The sequence below is a fragment of the Prescottella defluvii genome, from assembly GCF_000738775.1.
GTDB lineage: Bacteria > Actinomycetota > Actinomycetes > Mycobacteriales > Mycobacteriaceae > Prescottella > Prescottella defluvii.
On record NZ_JPOC01000028.1, the window covers coordinates 50,087 to 75,342 of the forward strand.

The 25,256-nt window shown below is 69.4% G+C and carries 24 protein-coding genes; 13 read left to right on the forward strand and 11 right to left on the reverse strand.

Features of this window, described 5'->3' with window-relative positions; genetic code table 11:
- Positions 1-12 precede the first annotated feature (12 nt).
- Positions 13-1,137 (forward strand): DUF475 domain-containing protein, encoded by a 1,125-nt coding sequence (locus IJ15_RS0111025; protein WP_031938395.1) that lies wholly within the window; start codon positions 13-15, stop codon positions 1,135-1,137.
- 25 nt (positions 1,138-1,162) lie between these two features.
- A complete protein-coding gene (locus IJ15_RS0111030; protein ID WP_031938396.1) occupies positions 1,163-1,843 on the forward strand; it encodes a TerD family protein in 681 nt (226 codons plus the stop codon).
- A gap of 377 nt (positions 1,844-2,220) precedes the next feature.
- Here the strand turns inward: IJ15_RS0111030 and IJ15_RS0111040 are convergent, their stop codons facing one another.
- Positions 2,221-2,637, reverse strand: coding sequence for a TerB family tellurite resistance protein (locus IJ15_RS0111040; RefSeq protein WP_231569498.1), 417 nt, complete (start codon positions 2,635-2,637; stop codon positions 2,221-2,223).
- A 206-nt stretch (positions 2,638-2,843) separates the two neighbouring features.
- Here IJ15_RS0111040 and IJ15_RS0111045 point away from each other — a divergent pair, with 206 nt between their 5' ends.
- Positions 2,844-3,380, forward strand: a complete 537-nt coding sequence (locus IJ15_RS0111045) for a MarR family winged helix-turn-helix transcriptional regulator (RefSeq protein WP_031938398.1) — start codon at positions 2,844-2,846, stop codon at positions 3,378-3,380.
- Positions 3,381-3,446: 66 nt separating this feature from the next.
- Here the strand turns inward: IJ15_RS0111045 and IJ15_RS0111050 are convergent, their stop codons facing one another.
- From IJ15_RS0111050 to IJ15_RS0111070, 5 genes are read right to left on the reverse strand one after another with little or no spacing between them, the layout of a single operon-like run.
- The gene (locus IJ15_RS0111050; protein WP_031938399.1) at positions 3,447-4,223 is read right to left on the reverse strand and encodes an enoyl-CoA hydratase; all 777 of its coding nucleotides are present in this window, start codon (positions 4,221-4,223) and stop codon (positions 3,447-3,449) included.
- Complete coding sequence (gene mmsB / locus IJ15_RS0111055; protein WP_031938400.1) at positions 4,220-5,131, reverse strand: 3-hydroxyisobutyrate dehydrogenase; 912 nt, start codon at positions 5,129-5,131, stop codon at positions 4,220-4,222. Before mmsB ends, IJ15_RS0111050 begins: the two co-directional genes overlap by 4 nt.
- Positions 5,128-6,195: an enoyl-CoA hydratase/isomerase family protein gene (locus IJ15_RS0111060; RefSeq protein WP_031938401.1), complete on the reverse strand. Its 1,068-nt coding sequence runs from the start codon at positions 6,193-6,195 to the stop codon at positions 5,128-5,130. The genes mmsB and IJ15_RS0111060 overlap by 4 nt, the downstream gene beginning before the upstream one ends.
- On the reverse strand, positions 6,192-7,340 hold the full coding sequence (locus IJ15_RS0111065) for an isobutyryl-CoA dehydrogenase (protein WP_031938402.1): 1,149 nt from the start codon (positions 7,338-7,340) through the stop codon (positions 6,192-6,194). Before IJ15_RS0111065 ends, IJ15_RS0111060 begins: the two co-directional genes overlap by 4 nt.
- Positions 7,341-7,350: 10 nt before the next feature.
- Positions 7,351-8,859, reverse strand: coding sequence for a CoA-acylating methylmalonate-semialdehyde dehydrogenase (locus tag IJ15_RS0111070; RefSeq protein ID WP_031938403.1), 1,509 nt, complete (start codon positions 8,857-8,859; stop codon positions 7,351-7,353).
- A 216-nt stretch (positions 8,860-9,075) separates the two neighbouring features.
- On the opposite strand from IJ15_RS0111070, the gene IJ15_RS0111075 reads away from it, so the two are divergent.
- Positions 9,076-10,734, forward strand: a complete 1,659-nt coding sequence (locus tag IJ15_RS0111075; RefSeq protein WP_031938404.1) for a sulfatase-like hydrolase/transferase — start codon at positions 9,076-9,078, stop codon at positions 10,732-10,734.
- Here IJ15_RS0111075 and IJ15_RS0111080 read toward each other — a convergent pair.
- The 3 genes from IJ15_RS0111080 to IJ15_RS0111090 all read right to left on the reverse strand — a co-directional run bounded on the left by IJ15_RS0111080 (position 10,724) and on the right by IJ15_RS0111090 (position 15,313).
- Positions 10,724-11,647 carry an alpha/beta hydrolase gene (locus IJ15_RS0111080; protein ID WP_031938405.1) on the reverse strand — a complete coding sequence of 308 codons (924 nt, stop codon included), beginning with the start codon at positions 11,645-11,647 and terminating at the stop codon, positions 10,724-10,726. The two genes, IJ15_RS0111075 and IJ15_RS0111080, sit on opposite strands and share 11 nt — an antisense overlap.
- A gap of 134 nt (positions 11,648-11,781) precedes the next feature.
- On the reverse strand, positions 11,782-12,477 hold the full coding sequence (locus tag IJ15_RS0111085) for an SWIM zinc finger family protein (RefSeq protein WP_081880705.1): 696 nt from the start codon (positions 12,475-12,477) through the stop codon (positions 11,782-11,784).
- A gap of 10 nt (positions 12,478-12,487) precedes the next feature.
- Positions 12,488-15,313 carry a DEAD/DEAH box helicase gene (locus IJ15_RS0111090; RefSeq protein WP_197059800.1) on the reverse strand — a complete coding sequence of 942 codons (2,826 nt, stop codon included), beginning with the start codon at positions 15,311-15,313 and terminating at the stop codon, positions 12,488-12,490.
- A gap of 94 nt (positions 15,314-15,407) precedes the next feature.
- Here IJ15_RS0111090 and IJ15_RS0111095 point away from each other — a divergent pair, with 94 nt between their 5' ends.
- The 5 genes from IJ15_RS0111095 (at position 15,408) to IJ15_RS0111125 (ending at position 18,851) form a co-directional block, all read left to right on the forward strand.
- Positions 15,408-15,725, forward strand: coding sequence for a hypothetical protein (locus IJ15_RS0111095; RefSeq protein ID WP_031938408.1), 318 nt, complete (start codon positions 15,408-15,410; stop codon positions 15,723-15,725).
- A gap of 585 nt (positions 15,726-16,310) precedes the next feature.
- Positions 16,311-16,997, forward strand: a complete 687-nt coding sequence (locus tag IJ15_RS0111110; RefSeq protein ID WP_031938409.1) for an HNH endonuclease family protein — start codon at positions 16,311-16,313, stop codon at positions 16,995-16,997.
- Positions 16,998-17,040: 43 nt separating this feature from the next.
- Positions 17,041-17,871: a shikimate 5-dehydrogenase gene (locus tag IJ15_RS0111115; protein WP_031938410.1), complete on the forward strand. Its 831-nt coding sequence runs from the start codon at positions 17,041-17,043 to the stop codon at positions 17,869-17,871.
- Between the two features lie 9 nt (positions 17,872-17,880).
- Positions 17,881-18,363: a DUF6328 family protein gene (locus IJ15_RS0111120; RefSeq protein ID WP_031938411.1), complete on the forward strand. Its 483-nt coding sequence runs from the start codon at positions 17,881-17,883 to the stop codon at positions 18,361-18,363.
- A 29-nt stretch (positions 18,364-18,392) separates the two neighbouring features.
- The gene (locus tag IJ15_RS0111125; protein ID WP_031938412.1) at positions 18,393-18,851 is read left to right on the forward strand and encodes an acyl-CoA thioesterase; all 459 of its coding nucleotides are present in this window, start codon (positions 18,393-18,395) and stop codon (positions 18,849-18,851) included.
- A 5-nt stretch (positions 18,852-18,856) separates the two neighbouring features.
- Here IJ15_RS0111125 and IJ15_RS0111130 read toward each other — a convergent pair whose 3' ends face one another.
- Together IJ15_RS0111130 and IJ15_RS0111140 are read right to left on the reverse strand one after the other, a co-directional pair.
- A complete protein-coding gene (locus tag IJ15_RS0111130; RefSeq protein ID WP_031938413.1) occupies positions 18,857-19,888 on the reverse strand; it encodes a phosphotransferase family protein in 1,032 nt (343 codons plus the stop codon).
- 165 nt (positions 19,889-20,053) lie between these two features.
- Positions 20,054-20,533 (reverse strand): Lrp/AsnC family transcriptional regulator, encoded by a 480-nt coding sequence (locus IJ15_RS0111140; RefSeq protein WP_031938414.1) that lies wholly within the window; start codon positions 20,531-20,533, stop codon positions 20,054-20,056.
- Positions 20,534-20,700: 167 nt separating this feature from the next.
- On the opposite strand from IJ15_RS0111140, the gene pdhA reads away from it, so the two are divergent.
- The 4 genes from pdhA (at position 20,701) to IJ15_RS0111160 (ending at position 25,177) form a co-directional block, all read left to right on the forward strand.
- Positions 20,701-21,798, forward strand: a complete 1,098-nt coding sequence (pdhA, locus tag IJ15_RS0111145; RefSeq protein ID WP_031938415.1) for a pyruvate dehydrogenase (acetyl-transferring) E1 component subunit alpha — start codon at positions 20,701-20,703, stop codon at positions 21,796-21,798.
- Positions 21,795-22,790, forward strand: a complete 996-nt coding sequence (locus IJ15_RS0111150; protein ID WP_031938416.1) for an alpha-ketoacid dehydrogenase subunit beta — start codon at positions 21,795-21,797, stop codon at positions 22,788-22,790. Before pdhA ends, IJ15_RS0111150 begins: the two co-directional genes overlap by 4 nt.
- On the forward strand, positions 22,787-23,908 hold the full coding sequence (locus IJ15_RS0111155; protein ID WP_031938417.1) for a dihydrolipoamide acetyltransferase family protein: 1,122 nt from the start codon (positions 22,787-22,789) through the stop codon (positions 23,906-23,908). The genes IJ15_RS0111150 and IJ15_RS0111155 overlap by 4 nt, the downstream gene beginning before the upstream one ends.
- Before the next feature lie 171 nt (positions 23,909-24,079).
- Positions 24,080-25,177: an MFS transporter gene (locus IJ15_RS0111160; protein ID WP_407984085.1), complete on the forward strand. Its 1,098-nt coding sequence runs from the start codon at positions 24,080-24,082 to the stop codon at positions 25,175-25,177.
- Positions 25,178-25,256 lie beyond the last annotated feature (79 nt).

Genomic DNA, 25,256 nt, shown 5'->3' on the forward strand with positions numbered 1-25,256 from the left:
AACGGCCGCACAATGGTTCTCCGCATTTTCGGCGTCTCCTTAGTCGTCACTGCGCTCTCTCTCGTCGTGGCTGGGATCTACGGCGGCCCCGAGGCCGTCTTCCTGGTCGCGATCCTGTCCATCCTCGAAATCTCCCTGTCGTTCGACAACGCCGTCATCAACGCCACCGTCCTGCAGAGGATGAGTGAGTTCTGGCAGAAGATCTTCCTCACGATCGGCATCGTGATCGCGGTCTTCGGCATGCGCCTGGTCTTCCCGCTGGTGATCGTCTGGGTCGCGTCCGGCCTGGGTCCGGTCGAAGCGATGCGACTGGCGCTCAACCCGCCCGCCGACGACGCCGCGTACTTCCCCGACGGCAGCGCGAGTTACGAGACGATCCTCACCGATGCGCACCCGCAGATCGCCGCGTTCGGTGGCATGTTCCTGCTGATGCTGTTCCTGAACTTCATCTTCGAGTCCCGTGAGATCACCTGGCTCAGTTGGCTCGAGCGTCCGCTGGCCAAGATCGGCAAGCTCGATCAGCTCGAGGTCGTCGTCGCCGGCGCGCTGCTGCTCGCCACCGCCTTCCTGTTCGCCGACGACGAGAACCGGGGCACCGTCATGGTGGCCGGTGTCGCGGGTCTGATCCTCTACATCGTCGTCAACGGCCTGGGCGAGTTGTTCAACCTGCCGGAGGAAGGCGAGGAAGCAGAACCGTCACGTGGTCCGTCGAAGCTGGCGAAGGCGACCGGTAAGGCCGGCTTCTTCCTGTTCCTCTACCTGGAGGTCCTCGACGCATCGTTCTCGTTCGACGGTGTGATCGGCGCCTTCGCGATCACCTCGGATCCGATCATCATCGCCCTCGGCCTCGGCTTCGTCGGTGCGATGTTCGTCCGCTCCATCACGGTGTTCCTCGTCCGCAAGGGCACCCTGTCGGAGTACGTCTACCTCGAGCACGGCGCGCACTGGGCCATCGGCGCCCTCTCGGTGATCCTGCTCGTGTCGATCGGCGTGCACGTCAACGAGCTCATCACCGGCCTCGTCGGCATCCTCCTCATCGGAGCCGCGTTCATCTCCAGCGTGATGCGTAACCGCAAGGCCGGCAACGACGGTGACGGGGACGCGATCTCCCAGCGCACTCCCGCCGCAGTCGGCTGACCCGACCCGAACCTAGGAGCCCATGATGGCCATCGACTACACCCGTCGTCCCAGCACTCCCCCCGCCGACCCGGCACCGCAGGGTGGTGTGAACCTCAGCAAGATCAGCCTGACCAAGAGCGCGCCGTCGGTCAGCCTCACGAAGGCCGGTGAGCGCCAGGGCAAGATGCGGGTGAACCTCAACTGGTCCCAGGGCGCCGAGCCCCAGAAGAAGGGCTTCTTCGCGAAGCTGACCGGAGGCGGTGGGGTCGACCTCGACCTGGGCTGCCTGTACGAGCTGACCGACGGGTCCAAGGGCGTCATCCAGGCGCTGGGCAACAGCTTCGGCGCACTCGACACCGCCCCCTTCATCCAGCTCGATGGCGACGACCGGAGCGGCGCGGTCTCCGGCGGCGAGAACATGCACGTCAACCTGGACCGGCCGGAGATGTTCCGGCGGGTCCTCATCTTCGCGATGATCTACCAGGGCGCCCCCAACTGGGCGGCCGTCGACGGCGTCGTGACGCTGTTCCCGACGGTGGGTCCGCAGGTCGAGGTCCGCCTCGACTCGGCCGACAACAATGCCCGCATCTGCGCCATCGCGATGCTCGAGAACAACGGCAACGGCATCACCGTCAACCGCCTGGTCCGCTACATCAACGGCAGCCAGTCCGACCTGGATGCCGCGTACGGCTGGGGCATGCAGTGGCAGGCCGGGCGCAAGTAGCAGCCCCGACCTCGACCGAACGGTAGCGGCGGGTCACGTGGAGAACCCCTCGTGACCCGCCGCTTCTGCATGTCCGTCGCGCCGAAACCCGCTCGGACCTCACACTCCACGAGTGAGGATTCTCGTCCCCGGCACCGCTAGCGTCTCCCGTAGCGACGGGAGGACAGCGCATGTTCGAGTTCGTACGGCAGGCCCACCACGATGTCCGGCAACTGCGTGGGCCTCGCCGTCATCACCATCGCCACCTCGGTACGAGCCGACGACGGGCACTGCTGCGAGCCCGGATCGAGTATCACTGAGCCCCGAGCCGATTCCGGGCAGAACAATGCCCTCGGCGTTCGCGGATCCGCGAACGCCGAGGGCACGAGGTCAGTGACTCAGAGGTCGAACTCGGCCGGGTCGATGCCGACCGCGAAGCAGGCTTCCTTGACGGCCGCCTTCTCGTGCTGGTCGAAGTTGCCGTCGGCGCCGCCGATGATGATGCCGATCTGGATGACCGCGCGTGCCTGTTCGGGCTTGGACTTCAGCTTGCCGATGGTCGCGGTGGCCTCGACCTTGCCGAAGTCGAAGTCGCCGGCCAGCTTGTCGCAGTACCAGTCGAACTTCTCCCGCAGTTCGGAGGAGTCGAACACCTGCAGCGACTGGTTGTTCATGATGAGCGCCGCGGTCTTCTGACGCTCGGCCGGGTCGATGCTGCCGTCGGCGGCCGCGATCAACGCGCACATCGCCATGGAGCCGTTCGCGAATTCCTTGTTCTTGAACTGCGCGGTCTTCGTCTGAAGCTGTCCGCTCATTTCCTGAGTTTTGGCCTTGAGCTGATCCCAAAATCCCATGAGATTCCTCCTCGTTCACGCTCTGTCTCTGCGGTCCACGGTCCGGGCCAGCCTAGCCGAATCGGACAGACCGGATGCCGCCGCCGCCTGCCCTCGGGGCACGTCCGAGCGTGTTTCGGGATGGGACAGCGGTCGATCGGCGGAGCGCCGCATGGGATGATCGACGCATGCCGTCACCGTCACCACTGCCGCTGGATCCGATCGAGGAAGCGCACCGTCAGTGGACGCACCACGGCTGGGGCGCAGTGGCCGACGGTATGGCCGCGGTGACGTCGCTGATGCGGGCACAGCAGATCATGATGGCCCGCGTCGAGAAGGCCCTGAAACCGTTCGGGCTCACCTTCTCCCGCTACGAACTGCTCACGCTGCTGACGTTCACCCGATCCGGTGCACTGCCGATGGCGAAGGCCAGCGCCCGCCTGCAGGTACACCCGACGAGCGTCACCAATGCCGTCGACCGTCTCGAGGACGCGGGACTGGTTCGTCGGGTGCCGCACCCGACGGACCGCCGCGCCACGCTCATCGAGATCACCGACGAGGGCCGCGACCTGGCCCTGCGGGCGACGGAGGCGCTCAATGCGCAGGTCTTCGCCGATCCCGGCCTCGCACCCGACCAGCTGGACTCGCTGATCCGGGTGCTCACCGAACTGCGTCATCAGGCAGGCGATTTCGATACCGGGGACCAGCCCGGCAAGTGGCACTGAGTCAACCCGGAACGCAGCGCGGCCCCGCATCGTCGAACGATGCGGGGCCGCGCTGCCGAAGAGCTGTCAGTGGTGCCCGAAGCTCGGGTCCCGCTTCTCGGTGAAGGCGGCCATGCCTTCCTTCTGGTCCTGGGTTGCGAACGCCGAGTGGAACACTCGCCGCTCGAAACGCACGCCCTCGGTCAGCGTCGACTCGAACGCGCGGTTGACCGATTCCTTGACCATCATCGCGATCGGCAGCGACATGTCGGCGATCTTCGATGCCGTCGCGATCGCCTCGTCCATGAGGTCGATCGCCGGGATCACCCGGGCCACCAGACCGGCACGCTCGGCTTCCTCGGCGTCCATCGTCCGCCCGGTCAGGCACAGGTCCATCGCCTTGGCCTTGCCGATCGCGCGGGTGAGGCGCTGCGAGCCACCGATACCCGGGAGCACGCCGAGCTTGATCTCGGGCTGCCCGAACTTCGCCGAGTCCGCGGCGAGCAGCACGTCACACATCATCGCGAGCTCACAGCCGCCGCCGAGCGCGTAGCCGGCGACCGCGGCGACGATCGGCTTGCGGGCCGCGGCCAGCCGGTCCCATGCCGAGAACCAGTCGTCGAGGTACATGTCCATGAACGACTTGCTCTGCATCTCCTTGATGTCGGCGCCCGCCGCGAAGGCGCGCTCCGAACCGGTGATGAGGATGGCGCCGATACCACGGTCACGCTCGAACTCGTCGACGGCCGCCACGACCTCCGACATCAGCTGCGCGTTGAGCGCGTTGAGCGCCTTCGGCCGGTTGAGCGTGATCGTGCCGACCCGCCCCGTGCGTCCGACCAGAATGGTCTCGTAATCCGTCATCGCGTGTCTCCGTTCGACCTGTCCCTGATGTCCCTGATGATTGCCGAGAAGTCCTCGCCGCCGTGCCCGGTCTCGTGGAACCGCCGATACAATTCGGCGGCCCGCATACCGAGTTCGGCGTCGACCCCGTTGGTGCGCAACGCGTTCGCGGCCAGACCGAGGTCCTTGTCCATGAGCGCCGCCGCGAATCCCGGCTCGTAGTCGTTGTTCGCCGGGCTCGTGGGCACCGGTCCGGGGACCGGGCAGTTGGTGGTGAGCGCCCAGCACTGCCCCGACGCGTTGGACGCCACGTCGAACAGCGCCTGGTTGCTCAGGCCCAGCTTCTCCCCCAGCACGAACGCCTCGCTGATCGCGATCATCGAGACGCCGAGGATCATGTTGTTGCAGATCTTCGCGGCCTGACCGACACCCGGACCGCCGCAGTGAACCACCTTGCGGCCCATCACCTCGAGCAGCGGCCGGGCCGCCTCGAAGTCCTCGTCGTCCCCGCCCACCATGAACGCGAGGGTCCCGGCAGCGGCGCCCATGACACCACCGGACACGGGCGCGTCGAGGCTTCGATGTCCGGTCTGCTCGGCCATCTCGTGTGCGGTGCGGGCGTCGGCGACATCGATCGTGGAGCAGTCGACGAACAGGGTGCCCCGGCGCGCCGCGGCCAGCAGTCCACCCTCGTAGAGGTCGTGCACGTGCTTGCCGCTGGGCAGCATGGTGATCACGACGTCGGCGTCGGTGGCCGCCGCAGCCGCCGAGTCCACGACGGTGATGCCGTCGCGGGTCGCCTGTTCGAGGGCCGCGGGCACCAGATCGAAACCGTTCACCCGGTAGCCGGCCTTGGCGAGGTTCGCCGCCATCGGGCCGCCCATGTGCCCCAGCCCGACGAATCCGACCGTGACGTCCGTGCTGCTCATCGCGTGCCCTCCCCACTCGTCAGTGCGTCGGCGAGGCCCAGTTCGGCCGCGCCGAGCGTCTCGAAGAACCGATCCACGTGTTCGTCGGTGACCGCTTCGAGGGCGACCGGCGACCATGCGGGCCTACGGTCCTTCTCTACCACCTGCGCCCGGATGCCCTCCACGAGATCGTGGGATTGCAGGCACGCCAACGACACCCGATACTCCTGATCGAGCACCGCTTCGAGGCTGCCGAGTTCCCGCGCCCGCCGCAGCGACCGCAATGTCACCTTCGCGGCGGTCGGCGACTTGGCGAGGATCTGCTCCGCGGCGGCCTGCGCCTCGGGCACCTCGCTCGCGCGGAGGTTCGCGACGATCTCCTCGACGGTGTCCGCCGCGTACGCCGCGTCGATCCAGTTCCGCTGCGCCGCCAGTTCCGACGCCGGGGCAGCCTGCGCGAACTGCGCCAGCGTGTCCTCGACCGTGCCGTCGGCCAGCGCCTGCTCGAATTCGCCGAGCCGATCGGACGGCACGAAATGGTCGGCGAACCCGCACGCGAGCGCGTCGCCCGCCGTCAGGCGCGCCGTGGTGAGCGCGATGTGGGTGCCGAGTTCACCGGGTGCCCGCGAGAGCAGGTACGTGCCGCCGACGTCGGGCACGAAACCGATACCCACCTCGGGCATTCCGATCATCGATCGTTCGGTCACGATCCGGACGTCGCCGTGCGCCGAGACGCCGACACCGCCGCCCATCACGATGCCGTCCATGATCGCGATGTACGGCTTGCCGTAGCGGGCGATCGCGGCGTTGAGCACGTACTCGTCGCGCCAGAAGTCCCGCGAGCCGCTACCGCCCTCGCGGGCGTCGTGGTAGATCGAGACGATGTCGCCGCCCGCGCACAGGCCGCGCTCGCCGGCGCCGGTGAGCAACACCGCGCGGACGGAATCGTCGTCGGACCACTCGAGCAGCGCCGACGCCATCGCCTGCACCATCGTGTGGTTGAGCGCATTGATCGCCCGGGGCCGGTTGAGGGTCAGGCGGCCGATGCCACCGACCCGTTCGACGAGGACTTCGGGTTCGCTCACGCCGCACCCGCCGATCCGACGACCGAGCGGGCCACCACGACCCGCATGATCTCGTTGGTCCCCTCGAGGATCTGATGCACCCGCAGGTCACGCACGATCTTCTCCAATCCGTACTCCGCCAGATAGCCGTAGCCGCCGTGCAATTGCAGCGCCTTGTTCGCGACGTCGAAACCGGTGTCGGTGGCGAAGCGCTTCGCCATCGCGCACAACTCGACCTTGTCCGCGGTGTCCGCATCCAAGGCACCCGCGGCACGCCACAGCAGGGTGCGTGCGGCCTCGAGTTCGATCCGCATGTCCGCCAGCTGGAACTGCAGCGCCTGCAACTCGATCAGAGCCGATCCGAACGCCTTCCGCTCCGCGAGGTACGCGACCGCCTTGTCCAGCGCGGCCTGCGCACCCCCCACCGAGCACGCGGCGATGTTGAGCCGTCCGCCGTTGAGCCCCTTCATCGCGATCCGGAAGCCCTCGCCCTCGCCGCCGAGCAGGTTCGCCGCCGGCACCCGCACCTGGTCGAGGATCACCTGGCGGGTGGGCTGCGCGTTCCAGCCCATCTTCTTCTCATTGGCGCCGAACGACAGGCCGGGCGAGTCCTTCGGCACGATGAACGCGGAGATGCCGCGGGCCCCGGCGTCACCCGTCCGGGCCATCACGACGTACACGTCGGAGGTGCCCGCACCGGAGATGAACTGCTTGACGCCGGTAAGCAGGTAGTCGTCGCCGTCGCGAACAGCCTTGGTGCTCAAAGCCGCCGCGTCGGAGCCGGCACCGGGCTCGGTGAGGCAGTAGCTGCCGAGCTGTTCCATCGAGGCGAGTGCGGGCACCCAGCCCCGGCGCTGCTCGTCGTCGCCGAACTCGTCGATCATCCACGTCACCATGTTGTGGATCGAGATGTACGCCGCGATCGACGGGCAGCCCGTCGCGAGCTGCTCGAAGATGCGGACGCCGTCGAGTCGGGTCAGACCCGAGCCGCCCACGTCCTCGCGGATGTAGATGCCGCCCATGCCGAGGGTCCCGGCCTTGCGCAGCACGTCCACCGGGAAGTGCTTGGACTGGTCCCACTCGATCGCGTGGGGAGCCAGGTATTCGGCGGCGAAGTCGCGCGCGGTCTCGCTGATCGCGCGCTCGTCGTCGGTGAGGATGAACACGACCGCTCCCCTAGTCCATCGTGGGGATGACGAAGTGGTTCGACGCTTCTTCCTTCTTGCCCGACGGCCAGCGCTGCGTCACCGTCTTGGTCTTGGTGTAGAAGCGGATCGAGTCCGGGCCGTGCTGGTTGAGGTCGCCGAATCCGGAACGCTTCCACCCACCGAACGTGTGGTAGGCGATCGGCACCGGGATCGGGACGTTGACGCCCACCATGCCGGTGTCGACGCGGGCACAGAAGTCGCGGGCGGTGTCACCGTCACGGGTGAAGATCGCGACACCGTTGCCGTACTCGTGCTCGGACGGCAGGCGCAGCGCCTCCTCGTAGTCGTGGGCGCGGACCACTTGCAGGACAGGCCCGAAGATCTCCTCCTTGTAGATCCGCATGTCCGGCGTGACGCGATCGAACAGCGTTGCGCCGGCGAAGAATCCGTCCTCGTGACCGTCGAGGGCGAAGCCGCGGCCGTCGACCACCAGTTCGGCACCCTCGTCGACACCGATCTGCACGTAGTCGTTCACCCGGGCGAGCGCGTCCGCACCGACGAGCGGGCCGAAGTCGGCTTCGTCGTCGTCGGACCGGCCGATCCGCAGCTTGCCGACCCGTTCGGTGAGCTTCGCGACGAGCGCGTCGGCGGTCTCCTCACCGACCGGCACCGCGACCGAGATCGCCATGCAGCGCTCACCGGCGGAGCCGTAGCCGGCACCGACGAGGGCGTCGGCGACCTGATCGAGGTCGGCGTCGGGCATCACGATCGCGTGGTTCTTGGCACCGCCGAAGCACTGCGCGCGCTTGCCGTGCGCGGCGGCCGTCTCGTAGATGTACTGCGCGATCGGGGTGGAGCCGACGAAGCCGAGGGCCTTGACCCGCGGATCGGTGAGCAGCACGTCCACCGCACCCTTGTCGCCGTTGACGACATTGAACACCCCCGGCGGCAGCCCCGCCTCGAGGAACAACTCCGCCAGGCGCAGCGGCACCGAGGGGTCCCGCTCGGACGGCTTGAGGATGAACGCGTTGCCGCAGGCCAGGGCGGGGGCGGCCTTCCACAGCGGAATCATCGCCGGGAAGTTGAACGGCGTGATGCCGGCGACGACACCGAGCGGCTGACGCATCGAGAACACATCGATGCCGTTGCCCGCGGACTCGGTGTACTCACCCTTGAGCAGGTGCGGGATACCGGTGGCGAACTCGACCACCTCGAGGCCGCGCTGGATGTCACCCTTCGCGTCGGCGAAGGTCTTGCCGTGCTCGGCGGACAGCAGCCGCGCGAGCGGGTCCATCTCCTCCTGGATCAGCTGCAGGAACCGCATCAGCACCCGCGCCCGGCGCTGCGGATTCCACGACGCCCACTCGCGCTGCGCGTCAACGGCATTCGCGATCACGGCTTCGGTCTCGGCCTGGTCCGCGAGCGGCACCCGCGCCTGCACCCGACCCGTGTTGGGGTCGTAGACGTCGGCGAATCGACCCGACGTCCCGGGGATGCGCTTGCCGCCGATGAAATGAGAGAGCTCTCGAACGCTCATGGTCCGGACCCGTCCTTTGCTGGTCGCTGCGGGGAGCAGGAGGAGACACACGTCACCTCCAACATTCTTCGCTGATCCTATAGTTGGAAGTCCATGTAAGTCCAGGGATTGATCCCGACAATTGCCCGAACCGCAGCTCAGGGCCGTGAACGTGGGTGAGAATGACGATCCGTACGCCTGCCTCACGCCGTTGCCCTGCAGGATGGAGAACACCCGATGGACTCCCCGAGCGCACCGCTATCCGACGCGATCGATCACCCGCTGAGCCGTCGCGCCCTCATGGGCGGGGCCGGCGCGCTGCTGCTCGCCGGCATGGCCGCGACCGCCGCGCGGGCGGACGCCTCCCCGCAACAGGCACGCGCCCAGCAGCCCGGCAGCGTGCCGCACCGGCCCAACATCGTCGTCGTGATCACCGACCAGGAACGCCGGCCGATGTTCTGGCCCGAGGGATGGGCGGATGCCAACCTGCCCAACCGTAAACGGCTGGCCGACACCGGATTGTCGTTCGACAACTCGTTCTGCAACGCGGCGATGTGCTCGCCGAGTCGCAGCACGTTCTTCACCGGCCTCTACCCGGCGCAGCACGGCGTCACCGCGACGCTCACCGAGGGCGGGACGGTCTCCCCCACCGAGCCGACCCTGCCGCTGGACATCCAGAACATGGCCAAGCTGTTGGACTCGGCCGGCTACAACGTCCACTACCGCGGCAAGTGGCACATGAGCAAGGGCGCCGACGGCGGCGACCCGTCCAGCGCGGATCTCGCCGCGTACGGCTTCCGCGGCTGGATTCCACCCGAGGGCGGCCAGGACACGAATCCCGACCACTTCGGCGGCGGGTGCGCCGATCTGGACAGCCGCTACGCCGCCGAGGCCGTCGACTTCCTGCACGGCCTCGACCCCGGTGACGACCGCCCGTTCGCGCTCGTCGTCTCGTTCGTCAATCCGCACGACGTCCTGGCGTACCCGCAGACGTGGGACGCGATCAACGGGACCTGCGACAACTACGGGTCCGACGCGCCCGGCATCTTCCAGCAGGGCATCGGGCTGCCGCCGACGTACGACGAGAAACTCGCGCTGAACTTCAAGCCCACCGCGCAGGTGCAGTCGGAGTTGCTGCTGGCCGCCGGGCTCGGACCGCTGGTCGGTCCCGACGCCGCCTCCAACTACGCCAACTTCTACGCCTACATGCACAAGGTGGTGGACGAGCACATCGGTGCCGTGCTCGACGCGCTCGAATCCCAGCCCGGCAGAAGGGATTCGACGGTGGTGATCCGGATGTCGGACCACGGGGAGATGGGGCTCTCGCACGGCGGGCTGCGGCAGAAGGTGTTCAACGCCTACGAGGAGACCCTGCGCGTGCCGATGGTCATCAGCAACCCGGTGATGTTCCCGCAACCGGTGCGGACCGGTGCCCTCGCGACGCTGATCGACGTGATGCCGACACTCGCGACGCTGGCCGGCGTGCCGGACCGCGCGGTGTGGGACTTCAAGGGCGTCGATCTGATGCCCGTCGTCGCCGACGCGTCCGCCCATCCGCAGTCGCCGAGCGCCGAGGTGCAGGACGTCGTCCACTTCACCTACGACGACCAGAACTGCGCGACCCCGGACGGGCAGAACATCGTCACCCAGCCCAACCACATGCGCACGATCCGGGACCGGCGCTGGAAGTACTCGGCCTACTTCGATCCCGCCGGAGCGGTACCGCCGCAGTTCGAGATGTACGACCTCGACACCGACCCGCTCGAACTGCACAACCGTGCCGATCCGTCGAACATCACGTGGTTCGATCCGGTGCAGGCGGTGTCCATGCACGCCAAGCTGTTCGAGGTCATGGAACGGTGCGGCACCACGCCCGCACTGGGTCTCAGCCGCTGATCGTCTCCCGGGTCATCGCCCAGACCTCCTCGCGGGCGGGTGCGGTGAACGACAGCGCCGGAATGGTGAGGAAGCCGTGGAAGAGGCCGTCGAAGCGGCGGTGCCGAACCCGCACCCCGTCCGCGGCGAGCCGCGCCGCGTAGGCGTCACCCGCCGAACACGGCGGATCCAGCTCCGCGGTGACGACTACCGCCGGCGGCAGCCCCGCCAGGCTGTCCGCCCGCGTCGGCACGAGCCGGACGTCGTCGGTTCCGTTCGGGGCGTACTGCGCCCAGTACCACTTCATCGCCGACGTGGTGTTGTAGTGCCCGACCCCGTACAGGCGGTAGGACTCGGTCTCGAAGTCGTCGTCGATCACGGGGTACAGCAGCACCTGCGCCGCGACGGCCGGGCCGCCGCGGTCCCTCGCCGCCATCGCGACCGTCGTCGCGAGGTTTCCGCCCGCGCTGTCACCGGCGAGCACGATCCGGTTCGCGTCGCCGTCGAACTCGGCCGCATTCTTCGACGCCCACTCCAGGGCCGCATACATGTCGTCGTGGGCGGCCGGCGCCGCATGTTCGGGGGCCAGCCGGTAGTCGACCGCCACCACCACGGCGCCCACACCCTGTGCCATCGAGCGGCAGAACTCGTCGTGGCTGTCGAGATCGCAGAAGACGAAGCCGCCGCCGTGCGCGAACACCACGACCGGCAGGCCCACCCCGGCGTGATGCGGGACGTAGATGCGCAGTGCCAGATCGCCGCCGGGACCGTCGATCGTGCGTTCCTGGACGGCACCCATGTCGGGCTGTCGCTGCAGTGGGGCCCGGCGCGCGCGAATCACGTCACGCAGTTCGGCCGGCGGCACCGCGGTGACGTCGGGGAATCCGGCGTCGAGCGCCGCCAGCATCGAAGCAACTTCGGGATGGATGGTCACAGCGAATCTCCTCGACTCGTTCACGAGCAGGCAACGGCACCCGAGAACGCACTCGAGCACCCTCGACGCTAGGTCAGCGAATCGCACCGAGAAATCGGCTCTCCCGCCCAGTGGTCACCCTCGCCGAGGAGCCGCTACCGCCGCGGATCGCGGGAGCCGAGCGCCCGGTAACAACCGCCGAGGTCACGTAGCGCACCGACGACGTCGGACGGATCATCGGCGTCGGCCTGCAGCACCCTGCGGAGCAGCGCGGGGTCGAGATCGTCCGGCGCCGCAAAGTATTCGACCACGGGCAGTTCCGGCAGGTGTGCGCCGTCGCCGAAGTGGTCGCCGCCGCTGCCCGACGGCTCCTCGTCCTCGGCGCCGACGCCGCGGATCAGGGTGTCGAGGTCCAGGCCACGGAGGGTGAGCAACGCGAGGGGATCGTGGTCCACCCGCTCGGCCAGCAGGTAGGCGACGGCCGCGACGTGCTTGCACGGCCAGCCCGGGTCGGGACACGTGCAGTCGAAGTCGAGTTCACCGCTGCCGCCCGGCAACAGCGTCGGCCCGAGCTCCTGCGGCACCGTGCCGGACGCGAGCGCCGCGAGCATGCCCGGCGTGGCACGCACCGCCTCCACGAACGCCGCCGTCTCGTCGTCGTCGAACGCGCGCAGTGTCAACACCGACGTGAACGGCGCGATCTGGCTGCCCTGCACCTCGGCACTGACCCGTCCGGGCGCGATGTGCAGCGCCACCACCCGGCCGGCGCGGGCGTAGCTGCGGCCACGACCGAACCGTCCGGTGCCACCGGTCCGTTCGAGCGCGTCCGTGAGGGCCCGTCCCCATCTCATCGCCACCACCTCACTCACCGACCGCCTCGTCGCCCAGGGTGAGCAGGTCGTGGAGTTGGTCGGTGCTCATCTCGGTGATCCACCGCTCGCCCGTGCCCACCGCAAGGTCGGCCAGTTCCTGCTTGGTGGAGAGCATCCCGTCGATGCGTTCCTCGAGCGTCCCGACGCACACGAGCTTGCGGACCTGCACGTCGCGCCGCTGCCCGATCCGGAACGCCCGGTCGGTCGCCTGGCTCTCCACCGCCGGGTTCCACCAGCGATCCAGATGGACAACGTGATTGGCGGCGGTCAGATTCAGCCCGGTGCCACCGGCCTTGAGCGAGAGCAGCATGATCGGTGGCCCGCCGTCGCCCTGGAACCGCTCGACCATGCGGTCGCGGCCGGTCTTGGTGACCCCACCGTGCAGGAACGGGACCTCCACCCCGAACCGCTCCGACAGGTACGGCACCACCAGGTCACCGAACTCCCGGAACTGTGTGAACAGCAGTGCGCGTTCGCCGTCGGCGGTCACCGACTCGAGAATGTCCTCGACCAGGCCGAGCTTGCCGGACCGGTGCCGACCGCGCCGCAGCACCCCGGACCCGTCGCCGAGGAAGTGCGCCGGATGGTTGCACACCTGCTTGAGCCGGGTCAGGGCCGAGAGCACCGCGCCCTTGCGCTGCATGCCCTCGGTGTCCTTGATCTGCTTCAGCATCTCGTCCACCACCGCCCGGTACAGCGCGGCCTGCTCGACCGTGAGGTTGGCCCGCACCGTCATCTCGAACTTGTCGGGCAGATCCGAGATCACGGTCGGGTCGGTCTTCACGCGCCGCAGGATGAACGGCGAGGTCACCGCCCGGAGCCGGGTCACCGCCGCCTCGTCCTGTTCCCGTTCGATCGGGACGGAGAACCGGGCCCGGAAGGCCTGCGTGCTGCCGAGCATGCCGCGGTTGACGAAATCGAGGATCGAGCGCAGTTCGTCGAGCCGGTTCTCGACGGGGGTACCGGTGAGTGCGATCCGGTGCTGCGCCGGGATGGCGCGAGCGGCGCGGGCCTGCGCGGTGCCCGCATTCTTGATGTGCTGCGCCTCGTCCAGCACCACCCGCCGCCACGCCTGCTCCCCCAGCGCCTCCACGTCGCGGGCCAGCAGCGAGTACGTCGTGACGACCAGGTCGCTGCCCCGCACCGCCGCCGTCAGCTCGTCGCCGCGGTTGCGCCCCGCCCCGTGGTGCACGTGCACCCGCAGGTCCGGCACGAACCGGGCAGCCTCGCGCTGCCAGTTCCCGACCACCGACATGGGGCACACCAGCAACGTCGGGTGTTCGGACCGTTCGTGGGCCAGCAGCGCGAGCAGTTGCAGCGTCTTGCCCAGGCCCATGTCGTCGGCGAGGACAGCACCGAGGCCCGTCTCGCTCATGAACGCGAGCCAGTCCAGGCCCCGCTGCTGGTAGGGCCGCAGGGTCGCGTGCAACCCGGACGGCTGCGGGACCGGCGCGGGCTCGAGGGTGCCGTCGAGCAGCGTGCCGACCCATCCCGTGGCATGCACCTCGTCCACCGGAACCGGGGGACGCTCCGCCTCGGTGAGCTGACCGAGCAATCCGCCGAGGGTGCCGTCATCACCCGAATTACGCTGCGTCACATAGCGTGCTGCCTGAGCGAGGACGGTGTGATCGGCCTGCACCCACTTGCCGCGCAGGCGCACCAGGTCGCTCTGGGTGCCGGCCAGCCGGACCAGTTCGTCGGGGGTGAGCACTACGTCGCCGAGCGCGAGTTCCCAGTCGTAGCCGACGATCTCGTCCATCCCGACGGCGCGATCCTCGGCACCGGCCGGAACCGGCGGCGACGTCACCTTGACCCGCAGCGACGGCGAGACCACCGCCCAGGCACGCGGGAGCAGCAGCGTGATCCCGGCCCCAGTCAACGCCCGCGCCCCGTGCAGCACCAGGTCGGTGACGACGGCGGTGGGCAGCAGCAGGTCGAGGCTGTCCGGGTCGGCCGGCACGTCGCGCAGCCGCGGATACGCCGCGACCGCGGCCGCGAGCTTGCGGACACCGATCTCGAGCAGTCGGGAATCCGTGCGATGCAACAGGATCGGATTGGGCGCCTCACCCTCGGGCCGCAGGCACACCTGGAGGCGCCACAGCGCGTCGTCGAGAAGTTCGGGTTCCGCACCGGTCTCGTCGACGTCCTCGGCCTGCCCCTCCGGTTCGATCAGGCGCAACACCAGTTCCGGCTCGTCGACGGCGAGGCTGCCCCGCCACGCCTCGAGTCCGCTCGACATCCTGCTGGTGCCGCCACCGTACGGCTCGCCGCGCAGCAGCGTCCGCAGCAGCGGATGGTCCGAGTCCCGATCACCCAGCAGGTCGCGCACCACCGCGTCGGTGAGCTCGGCGACGACGTCGTCGAGGATCTCCCGCGCACTGCCCTCGTGCCGCTGCACCGGCGGCATCGCCGCGGCCAGCTCCGCGAGCCACGCCCGCTGCCGCTCCCCACCGAGCAGCCGCCACCGCGGCCACCAGTCCCCCTCGGCCCGGTACAGCTCGGGCACGACCCGTCCGGCGCGCGCCCAGCGTTCGACGCCGCGGGCCACGTGCGCGAGGTAGCGCAGGTCGCCCGAGATGCCGGGGCCACCGTCCGGCACCGCGAGCAGGACGTCGGCGGCCTCGGCCGGAGCGAGCGCGAGGACCGGCACCCGCTGTGGCTGGACCCCCACCGCCGCGGGAACCTGCACGGTGTGATGCCGTCGGAAGCGGCGGCGCAGCACCCGACCGAGAACCTCCGGCAACTCGGGCAGCTCGGAATCCGGGTCCCGCCACAGCAGCAGGCCCGCCCCCGGTGACCAGAGCCCGTGCAGCATGCGATCCATCCAACCAGCCGCCACCGACAGACCTGGAGTTCACCCCGCCACCGGGCCCATACTGGGCAGAGGCACAATCGGGAGCGGTCAGGTCATGACGATCATGCTTCAAGTCTTCGAGCAGGTGTATTCGCCCACCACGCCGTGGCAGCAACGCAAGGTCGCCTTCATCGACGCCGACCACATCGTCGCGATGCGCCTCGACGGCCAGTCCGGGGTGTGGCTCGATGTCACGAAACAGGGTGAATCGCACCGGCTGGCCACCACCAGTTCGCTGGACCAGGCCATCTACTTTCTGCTCAGCATCTTCGGCACCATCGCCGAGTGCCGCCAGAACGGCGGATCGTGGCTGATCGGCCACGACGGCGTGGACGCCCGTTCGATCCACGCCGCGAAGTTCCCACACTCCTGACGGACTGTCGGTGCCGTCCGGCACCCCGACCGGACGGCAGCGCCGGCCTTCGGCGGCTACCGCGGAACTGGGCCGAGCACGGCGCGCGAGTCACGCTAGCGACGGCGTACGCACGCGCGCTCGGTCAGGTGCTCCTCGACCGGGCCGGAGATTGCCGCCAGGTATCGAAGGAGACGAACGTGCTCAACCTGCAGTTGGGGTGGTGGACGATGGACTCGCCCCCCAAGGCGAATCCAGGCAGCACCCGCCCACTAAGGAGGCTGCGATGTTCGATCTCCCGTTCTGGGGGCCGCTCGCGCCCGTGGTGATCGCCGTGGTCAACACGCTCGAATCGCTGGGGGTGTGGTGATGCTCGACTACGGATTCTTCGGCCGGACCCTCGGCCCACTTGGCGAGGCCATGGACTTCGTCATCTACTGGATCGCCATGGGCGGTCGACTGCCCTGATAGGACGCTCCATTGACCTCTACACACGCCGCGAAGTTCCCACACACTCCTGACGGACTGTCGGTGCCGTCCGGCACACTGATCGGGCAGGTGAGCGGCAGCGAGCGTCTGGGGGCAGCGGTGAGACCGGTTCGGGTGATGGCGTGCGCCGCGGCGGTCGCGCTGGCCTTCGGGTCGGCCGCGTGCGCGGTCGGACCGAGCATCTCGGCCCCGGCGCCCGGCAGCCCCACCCGCACCGCGGTCGACGACCTCCTCGCCCGCGTCCAGGTGGTCACCTCCCGTCCCGACGCCCCCGGCTACGAGCGCGGCTGCAAGGCCGGCCAGGGCTGCGTGTTCGGGCCGTCGTGGTCCGACGACCACTCGGGTCCCGCAGGCCACGACGGGTGCGACACCCGCAACAACGTCCTGGCGGCCGACCTCACCGACGTCACGTTCCGGGACGGCACCGGCGACTGCGTCGTGATCGCCGGGGTGCTCGCCGACCCGTACTCGGGCCGGACGATCGAGTTCACCAAGCAGGATGCCGGCGCCGTGCAGATCGACCACGTGTACCCGCTCGCCGCGGCGTGGGACATGGGTGCCGCCGCGTGGTCACCGGAGCGGCGGCGCGACTTCGCGAACGACGTCACCTACAACCTGCTGGCCGTGAGCGGGCCGGAGAATCAGGCGAAACGTGACAGCACCCCGTCGCGCTGGCTGCCGCCCGATCCGGCATTCCACTGCTTCTACGTCGGCAAGTATCTCGGGGCCGCGGTGCACTGGGGCCTGCCGATCACCACGGCCGACAGGGACGCGATCGCCGACGTCGCCGCCGGGTGCGCGTGACGGGTTGCCCCCGCCGGACCGAGCCGACGGTTAGCGTGGACGAGTGAGCCGAACGATCACCGGAGATGTCAGCAAGGACACCCGACTGTGCATGTCACTGTCCGGGCGGCCGAGCAACATCGGCACCCGGTTCCACAACTACCTGTACGACGAGCTGGGTCTCGACTTCGTCTACAAGGCGTTCACCACCACCGACCTGCCCGCCGCGATCGCCGGGATCCGCGCCCTCGGGATCCGCGGGTGCGGGGTGTCGATGCCGTTCAAGGAGGCCTGCATCGAGCACGTCGACGTGGTGCACCCGTCGGCGTCGGCGATCGACTCCGTCAACACCATCGTCAACGAGGACGGTGAACTGCACGCCTACAACACCGACTACCAGGCCGTCGCGGACCTGCTGCGCCGCGCCGACCTGAGCACGGATCTCACGGTGGCGGTCGCGGGCAGCGGCGGCATGGCCAAGGCCGTCGTCGCGGCCCTGCGCGACGGCGGCTTCGAGACGGTCACCGTCGTCGCTCGCAACTCGGAATCGGGGCCGGCCCTGGCCCAGACCTACGGATTCGAATGGCAGCGCGACCTCGGGGACGCGCACCCGCAACTGCTGGTGAACGCCACCCCGGTCGGCATGGCCGGCGGTCCCGAATCCGGCGACCTGCCGTTCCACGAGGCCGCGGTCGTCGCCGCCCAGGCGGTGTTCGACGTCGTCGCGATGCCACCCGACACCCCCCTGATCCGGCTGGCCACCGAGCACTGCAAGACCGTGATCACCGGCGCCGAGGTGATCGCATTGCAGGCCGCCGAGCAGTTCGTGCTCTACACCGGAGTCCGCCCCACCGACGAGCAGATCCGTCGGGCGTCGGAGTTCTCGAGGTCCTAGGACGCCCCCATGGCCGACCTACCGCCGAACGAACCGGGAGAGTCACCCAGCGCGCGCCTGGCCCGCAACTTCAGTGAGCTCCTCCAGGAACTGCGGGTGGCCCAGGCCGGGGTGCAGATCCTGTTCGCGTTCCTGCTCGCGATCGTGTTCACCGAGCCCTACCGGGAGCAGTCGGAGTTCGTCCGGGGCCTGCACCTGGTGACGGTGCTGTGCGCCGCGGCGTCGTCGGCGCTGCTGATCGCACCGGCGGTGTGGCACCGGATCCTGTTCCGGCACCGACGGCGCGAGGACATCCTGCGCCAGGCCAACCGGTGTGCCCTCCTGGGCTCGGTGTTTCTCGCCGCGACGATGATCGGGACCGTGCTCATCGTCGCGGAAGTGGCCGTCGGCGGCTGGACCGCAGCAGTGATCGGCGCGGCCACCGCGGTGGTGTTCGTGGGCCTGTGGTTCGGCGCGCCGCGCCTGCTCCGCCCCGACGACGAGCTGCGGTGAGCAACGTCCAGGCACTATCGTCTGTTGGCATGGTGTCCGCCGACGAGGCCGAGCCTCGCGCCGAGGCATTTCCGGCGCTGTGGCCGGTGCCGACCCGCTGGGCGGACAACGACCACTACGGGCACGTCGACAGCGTCACCTACTACTCGTACTTCGACACCGCCGTCAACGGTTGGCTGATGGCGAGCACCGGGCTCGACGTCCGGGACTTACCCGCGATCGGGATCGTCGCAGAGACGTCGTGCCGGTTCGTGCGCGAACTGTCCTTCCCCGACCAGCTGCACGTGGGTCTGTCGGTGGAACGGCTCGGCACCAGCAGCATCGTGTACGCGCTCGCGATCTTCCGCGAGGACACCGAGGGGATGCTCGACCTCGCGGCGACGGGCCGGTTCGTCCACGTCTACGTCGACGCCGGGACCCGACGGCCGGTTCCGATCCCACCCGAGATCCGCAGCGCGGCACAGCTACTGAGCACCGATTCGGCCTGAACCGGTCAGTTCAGGCCCACGGCATCGGCGGTGGCGACAGCGCGGGCGACGACGCCGTCGATCAGCTCGGCGGTAGGGCCGCCCCACTCGGCGCGGTTGCGGGGATCGTCGATGGTCCGCCGCAGCACCCCCTCCGCGATGATCGCGAGCTTCCACAGCGCCAGCACGTGCCAGAAACCCAGCGCGGAGACATCGCGTTTGGTCTCGTGGACGTACACCTCGACCAGTTCGTCCCGCGTCGGGAACCCGTCGAGCGTCGACGCCATGAACGGACCGGCGACACCGTCGCCGCGCTCCGGCCAGCAGGCGAGCAGACCGCCCAGATCCGCCAGCGGGTCGCCGAGGGTGCACAGTTCCCAGTCGAGTACCGCCACCACACGTCCATCGTCCGGCGAGGTGATGACGTTGCCGAGGTGAAAGTCGCCGTGCACCAGGGTGGTTTCGGTCTGCTCCGGAATGTTGCGCCCGAGCCGTGCGGCGAGGCTCTCGACCCCTGGTAGATCGCGGGTCCGGGACTGCTGCCACTGCGCTGACCATCGCTTGAGCTGCCTTGCCGCGTAAGGACTCCGACTCGTCGAGAGGTCGAGCAGGCCCGCCAACTCGAGGTCCACCCGATGGATGCTCGCGAGCGCCCGGGGCAGGGACAGCCCGATCGCCCGTCGTCGCTCCGGATCGAGATTCTCCGCGACCCCCTCGTCGTCGATCACGAGTCCGTCGACGTAGCTCATCATCACGAGCGGCACGTCCGTGACCGCCGGATCCGTCGTCAGCCCCAGCATCTTCGGCACCGGCACGCCAGTGCCCTGCAGCGCGGACAGGATCCGATGCTCGCGGATCACGTCGTGCGCGGACTCGAGCAGGTCCCCCAACGGCGGCCGGCGCAGCACCCAGCGACCACCACCCGAATCCTTCACCACGTAAGTGAGATTCGACTGTCCCCTTCCGATCCGCTCGAACGACAGCGGCGCCAGCGCACCGACACCGAGACCGGCGATCCACGTCGAGACGGCATCCTCATCGAGCCCCACAATGCCCATTTCTCACCACTCCCCTGCCGTGTCTGTGTGCTGCTCTCGTTCAACCGAACAGTCCGGATACATTGCCGAACACGGCCGGTGAATCAGCCGATTCGACGGCACCGGACGCACCCCCGTCCACACCCGTCCGCCGATGCTAGCCGCCGGAAAGCCTCAGGCGGGCGATTACGGAGCCCGGGATTCCGCGGTCCGTTCGAGCAGCGGGGCGGTACGCGGCCCGACCAACTCGCGCATCACCAGTGCCATGTTGGTGCGTTCGACACCCGGGATCTTGAGGATCTGCCCCGCGAGGCGGTACAGGTCGTCGGCGTCGGTCGCGACGACCTTCACCGACAGGTCCGTCAGCCCGGTCATGCCGGACACCTCGACCACCTCGGGGATGTCGGCGAGCGCATCGACCACGGCGTCGAGCTGGTGCTGGTCAACCCGGGTGGAGACGAACGCCGCGAGCGGATACCCCAGCGCCCGGGGGTCGACGAGCCGATCGAACGCGCCGAGGACGCCCGCGCCCTCCCACCGCGCCAGCCGTGCCTGCACGGTGTTGCGCGAGAGCCCGAGCCGCTGCGCGAGTTCCACCCCCGTCGCCCGCGGATTGTGCGACAGCTCGAGCAACAGCCGGGCATCGGTGGCGTCCAGAGTGGTCATCCTTCGCAGTGTGCCCGCCCCACTCCCCGCGATGTTGGGCATTGTGCTGAATCGTTGCGGCTTCGCTTGCGCAGATCGCGGAACGGTGGATGCTGTGAGGTAGAGCACGAACATCCGGTGCCCGCTCACGAGGCGGACCCCGGATCCCGGCAGCGAGGTGACCCACCATGGCCGACACGTCCGCCTTCCCGGTGCAGCTGGTCCAGCCCGACGGACGGCGCGTGCACCGCCCCGACTACGCCGCGCTGGTCGCCGACATCGGCCCCGACCGGCTGCGTGATCTGTACGAGGACCTCGTCGTGGTGCGCCGGATCGACACCGAGGCCACCGCGCTGCAGCGGCAGGGTCAGCTCGGGATCTGGGCGCCCCTGCTGGGGCAGGAGGCCGCGCAGGTCGGGTCCGTCCGGGCACTCGAACCGGACGACTACATCTTCACCAGCTACCGCGAGCACGCGGTCGCGTACTGCCGCGGGGTGGATCCGGCGGTGATGACCCGCATGTGGCGCGGGTGCGCGTTCTCGGGCTGGGATCCGGCGTCGGTGAACATGACCAACCCGGCGATCGTGGTGGGGTCGCAGGGCCTGCACGCGACCGGCTACGCACTCGGCGCGCACCTGGACGGCGCGGAGATCGCGACGATCGTCTACTTCGGTGACGGCGCCACCAGCCAGGGCGACCTGTCGGAGGCACTGGGATTCGCGACGAGCCTGGCCGCACCGGTGGTGTTCTTCTGCCAGAACAACCAGTGGGCCATCAGCGAACCCGTGCACCTGCAGAGCCCCACGCCGATCGCGGCGCGGGCCGCGGGCTACGGGATGCCGGCGGTCCAGGTCGACGGCAACGACGTGCTCGCCGTGCTCGCGGCGACCCGCCGGGCCGCCCGTCGTGCCCGTGAAGGCGGCGGGCCGTCGTTCGTCGAGGCCATCACGTATCGCATGGGCCCCCACACCACCTCCGACGACCCCACCCGGTACCGGACGGCGGCGGACTCGGAGGTGTGGAAGGCCCGCGATCCGATCGACCGGATGCGCCGACTCCTCGAACGCGAGGGACTGTTCGACGACGCCCTCACCGCTCGGGTGCGGGCCCGAGCCGACGAGATCGCCGCCCGCCTGCGGGCCGGCGCGCTCGAGGCCCCCGACCCGGGCGTGGACGAGTTGTTCGAGCACGTCTACGCCACCGACCATCCCCTGATCGACGAGGAACGCGCCGAGTACCGGGCGTACCTCGACACCCTGACCGCCGGTGAGGAGGCCCTGTCATGACCACCACGACACCCACCACCACGATGGCCCTCGGGGCCGCGCTCAACGCGGGACTGCGCCGCGCGCTCGAGGACGACCCGAAGGTGGTGCTGATGGGCGAGGACATCGGCAAGCTCGGCGGCGTCTTCCGGATCACTGACGCGCTGCAGAAGGACTTCGGGCCGGCCCGCGTCATGGACACTCCGCTCGCCGAATCCGGCATCGTCGGAACGGCTTTCGGGCTCGCGTTGCGCGGCTATCGACCCGTGTGCGAGATCCAGTTCGACGGTTTCGTCTACCCCGCGTTCGACCAGATCGTCTCGCAGGTCGCCAAGATCCACTACCGCACCCGCGGTCACGTGAAGGCGCCGTTGACGATTCGCATTCCGTACGGCGGCGGCATCGGCGCAGTCGAGCACCATTCGGAGTCCCCGGAGGCGTACTTCGCGCACACCGCCGGGCTGCGCGTGGTGAGCCCGAGCACCCCGGCCGACGCGTTCACGATGATCCGCCAGGCGATCGCCCTCGACGACCCCGTCGTGTTCCTCGAACCGAAACGGCGCTACTGGGATCGCGGCGAAGTCGACGTCGGCGCTCCCCCGGACCTGCCGCTGCACCGGGCCCGGATCGCCCGACCGGGCACCGATGCCACCGTCGTCGCGTACGGATCGATGGTCCCGACGGCACTGCAGGCCGCGCGGATCGCCGACGACGAGGGCACCTCGCTCGAGGTGGTCGACCTCCGGTCGCTGTCGCCGATCGACTTCGACACCGTCGAGGCGTCGGTGCGGCGGACCGGACGCCTGGTCGTCGCGCACGAGGCCCCCGTGTTCGCCGGACTCGGCGCGGAGATCGCGGCCCGCGTCTCCGAACGCTGCTTCTACCGACTCGAGGCCCCCGTGCGCCGGGTCGGCGGCTTCGACATCCCGTACCCGCCCGCGAAGCTCGAGAAGCACCACGTGCCCGACGCCGACCGAATCCTCGGCGCAGTCGACGAGGTGCTCGCCGCATGAGCACCCTCGCGGACTTCCGACTGCCCGACCTCGGGGAAGGACTGACCGAGGCCGAACTGGTGTCGTGGGCGGTGGCCGTCGGCGACACCATCGAACTCAACCAGGTGATCGGCGAGGTCGAGACCGCGAAGGCGCTCGTGGAGTTGCCGTCCCCCTTCGCCGGCGTCGTCCGCGAACTGGTCGCGCAGCCCGGCGACACCGTGCCGGTGGGCGCGTCGCTGATCCGGGTGGAGACCGACGCGGCGGCGCCGCCGGCCGAATCGGTGCTGGTCGGCTACGGGCCTTCCGCGCCCGCCCCGAGCCGACGCCGGCGCCGTGGCAGCCCGGTCCACCGGGAGCCCGTCGCCCGACCCGACGCGGTGCTGCGGCATCAGGTGCCACCGTCCGCCACCGCGACGACGGCCGATGCGGACGCCAGGGAGACCCGCACCCCGATCCGCGGGGTGCGGCGGGAGACCGCCGCGGCCATGGTCCGCAGCGCGTTCACCGCCCCGCAGATCACCGAATTCCTCACCGCCGATGTCACCGAGACGACGCGACTGCTCGCGAAGCTGCGGTCGTCGGACCGGTTCACCGGCCTGCACCTCACCCCGCTGGCCGTCGTCGCAAAGGCGGTGCTGGTGACGCTGCGCTCCCATCCCGCGCTGAACTCGGCGTGGCTCGACGACACCCAGGAGATCGCCACCAAGCACTACGTCAACCTCGGCATCGCCGCCGCCACCGCCCGCGGACTCGTCGTCCCCAACATTGAGAACGCCGACCGGCTGACCCTGCCCGAACTGTGCCGGGCGATCACCGAACTGACCGACACCGCCCGCGCCGGGAAGACGACGCCCGCGCGACTGTCCGGCGGAACCGTCACCATCACCAACGTCGGGGTGTACGGCATCGACGCGGGCACCCCGATCCTCAACCCGGGCGAGGCCGCGATCCTCGCCCTCGGCGCGATCAACCCTCGCCCCTGGGTGCACGACGACCGACTGGCGATCCGGGACGTCACCACCCTGAGCCTGACCGTGGACCACCGCCTCGTCGATGGCGAACAGGCATCGCGGTTCCTCGCCGACCTCGGCGCGCTCCTCACCGATCCCGTCCCGGCCCTCCTCGCCCAACTCTGACTGAGCTGAAGGGTCCCTTCACGCGCCGGCAGCGCATGAACGGACCCTTCAGCTCGGCCGTTCGGTACAAAGGGGTACGTGGATACCCAGCAGACGGACCGGCCGCCGCATCTGAGGTCGGCGCGCGCCGCGGTCTTCGGGGTGTTCGGGATCAACGGTTTCCTCCTCGCGATGTGGGTGGTCCACATCCCGGCGATCAAGACGCGGACGGACATCGCGCACTCCACGTTGGGGTCGCTGCTGCTGTTGCTGGCGGTCGGTGCGATCGCGGGCATGCAGCTGTCGGGGCCGCTGGCCGACCGGTTCGGCAGTCGTGTCATGGTCGCGTTCGGTGGCACGCTGCTGGCCGCCGCGACGATCGGTCCCGGGTTGGCGTCGACCGCGTGGCAGCTGGGCCTGGCGCTGACGGTGTTCGGGTTCGGCAACGGCGCGCTCGACGTGTCGATGAACTCGCAGGCCGTCCTCCTCGAACGGGAGTACCGCCGTCCGATCATGTCGGCGTTCCACGGGATGTTCTCGATCGGCGGTGTCGCCGGATCCGTCGTCGGGGCGGTGACGATCGGGGCGGGCTGGTCCCCGGCGACGACGCTCGCTGCCGCGTCCGTGCTGGGTGTCGCGGTGATCGCGGTGTGTACGCCCCGGCTGTTGCCGCCGTCGGCGCATCCGAGCGCGGAACACCACGAGCGACGGCCCCGGGCGAGCTACTCGCCGCGGGTACTCACGATGGGTGCGGTGGCGTTCACGCTCATGCTCGCCGAGGGCGTCGCGAACGACTGGACGACGCTGCAGGTCAAGGAGCACCTGGGCGTCTCGGAGTCCGTCGGGGCGCTCGCGTTCGGCGCGTTCTCGTTGACGATGACGGTGGGACGGTTCACCGCGGACCGGGTCAGTTCCGCGCTCGGCCCGGTCGCGGTGGTCCGGTACGGGACGCTGATCGCGGCGACCGGAATGGGCCTGGTGGTCGTGTCCCCGTGGCTGGCGACGACGTTGCTCGGCTGGGCACTGTTCGGTCTCGGGCTGTCGGGGTGTGTGCCGCAGATCTTCACCGCGGCCGGCAATCTCGATTCCGGTTCCGCCGGGGCGAACATGTCCCGGGTCGTGGGCATGGGCTACATCGGGTTCCTCGCCGGACCGGCGACCATCGGCTGGCTCACCCAGCTGGTGCCGCTGACGATCGCGATGGTCGTGCCGCTGGTGTGTGTGCTGCTCGCGTGCCGCTTCGCGGGCATCGTCGGGCGTCCGGCACCCCGCCCGGTCGCCGTCGGCTGAAACGGCGGAAGGGTCCCTTCACGCGCTCGGAGCGTGTGAAGGGACCCTTCAGCTGACGGGCGGAGGGGGAGCGTCCGCC

What these genes read in the sequence shown, in the direction of transcription:
- IJ15_RS0111025 (WP_031938395.1), top strand. Translation starts at nt 13, where the DNA reads ATGGTTCTCCGCATTTTCGGCGTCTCCTTAGTCGTCACTGCGCTCTCT.
- IJ15_RS0111030 (WP_031938396.1), top strand. Translation starts at nt 1,163, where the DNA reads ATGGCCATCGACTACACCCGTCGTCCCAGCACTCCCCCCGCCGACCCG.
- IJ15_RS0111040 (WP_231569498.1), bottom strand. Translation starts at nt 2,637, where the DNA reads ATGAGCGGACAGCTTCAGACGAAGACCGCGCAGTTCAAGAACAAGGAA.
- IJ15_RS0111045 (WP_031938398.1), top strand. Translation starts at nt 2,844, where the DNA reads ATGCCGTCACCGTCACCACTGCCGCTGGATCCGATCGAGGAAGCGCAC.
- IJ15_RS0111050 (WP_031938399.1), bottom strand. Translation starts at nt 4,223, where the DNA reads ATGACGGATTACGAGACCATTCTGGTCGGACGCACGGGGCGGGTCGGC.
- mmsB (WP_031938400.1), bottom strand. Translation starts at nt 5,131, where the DNA reads ATGAGCAGCACGGACGTCACGGTCGGATTCGTCGGGCTGGGGCACATG.
- IJ15_RS0111070 (WP_031938403.1), bottom strand. Translation starts at nt 8,859, where the DNA reads ATGAGCGTTCGAGAGCTCTCTCATTTCATCGGCGGCAAGCGCATCCCC.
- IJ15_RS0111075 (WP_031938404.1), top strand. Translation starts at nt 9,076, where the DNA reads ATGGACTCCCCGAGCGCACCGCTATCCGACGCGATCGATCACCCGCTG.
- IJ15_RS0111085 (WP_081880705.1), bottom strand. Translation starts at nt 12,477, where the DNA reads ATGAGATGGGGACGGGCCCTCACGGACGCGCTCGAACGGACCGGTGGC.
- IJ15_RS0111090 (WP_197059800.1), bottom strand. Translation starts at nt 15,313, where the DNA reads ATGCTGCACGGGCTCTGGTCACCGGGGGCGGGCCTGCTGCTGTGGCGG.
- IJ15_RS0111095 (WP_031938408.1), top strand. Translation starts at nt 15,408, where the DNA reads ATGACGATCATGCTTCAAGTCTTCGAGCAGGTGTATTCGCCCACCACG.
- IJ15_RS0111110 (WP_031938409.1), top strand. Translation starts at nt 16,311, where the DNA reads ATGGCGTGCGCCGCGGCGGTCGCGCTGGCCTTCGGGTCGGCCGCGTGC.
- IJ15_RS0111120 (WP_031938411.1), top strand. Translation starts at nt 17,881, where the DNA reads ATGGCCGACCTACCGCCGAACGAACCGGGAGAGTCACCCAGCGCGCGC.
- IJ15_RS0111125 (WP_031938412.1), top strand. Translation starts at nt 18,393, where the DNA reads ATGGTGTCCGCCGACGAGGCCGAGCCTCGCGCCGAGGCATTTCCGGCG.
- IJ15_RS0111130 (WP_031938413.1), bottom strand. Translation starts at nt 19,888, where the DNA reads ATGGGCATTGTGGGGCTCGATGAGGATGCCGTCTCGACGTGGATCGCC.
- IJ15_RS0111140 (WP_031938414.1), bottom strand. Translation starts at nt 20,533, where the DNA reads ATGACCACTCTGGACGCCACCGATGCCCGGCTGTTGCTCGAGCTGTCG.
- pdhA (WP_031938415.1), top strand. Translation starts at nt 20,701, where the DNA reads ATGGCCGACACGTCCGCCTTCCCGGTGCAGCTGGTCCAGCCCGACGGA.
- IJ15_RS0111150 (WP_031938416.1), top strand. Translation starts at nt 21,795, where the DNA reads ATGACCACCACGACACCCACCACCACGATGGCCCTCGGGGCCGCGCTC.
- IJ15_RS0111155 (WP_031938417.1), top strand. Translation starts at nt 22,787, where the DNA reads ATGAGCACCCTCGCGGACTTCCGACTGCCCGACCTCGGGGAAGGACTG.
- IJ15_RS0111160 (WP_407984085.1), top strand. Translation starts at nt 24,080, where the DNA reads ATGTGGGTGGTCCACATCCCGGCGATCAAGACGCGGACGGACATCGCG.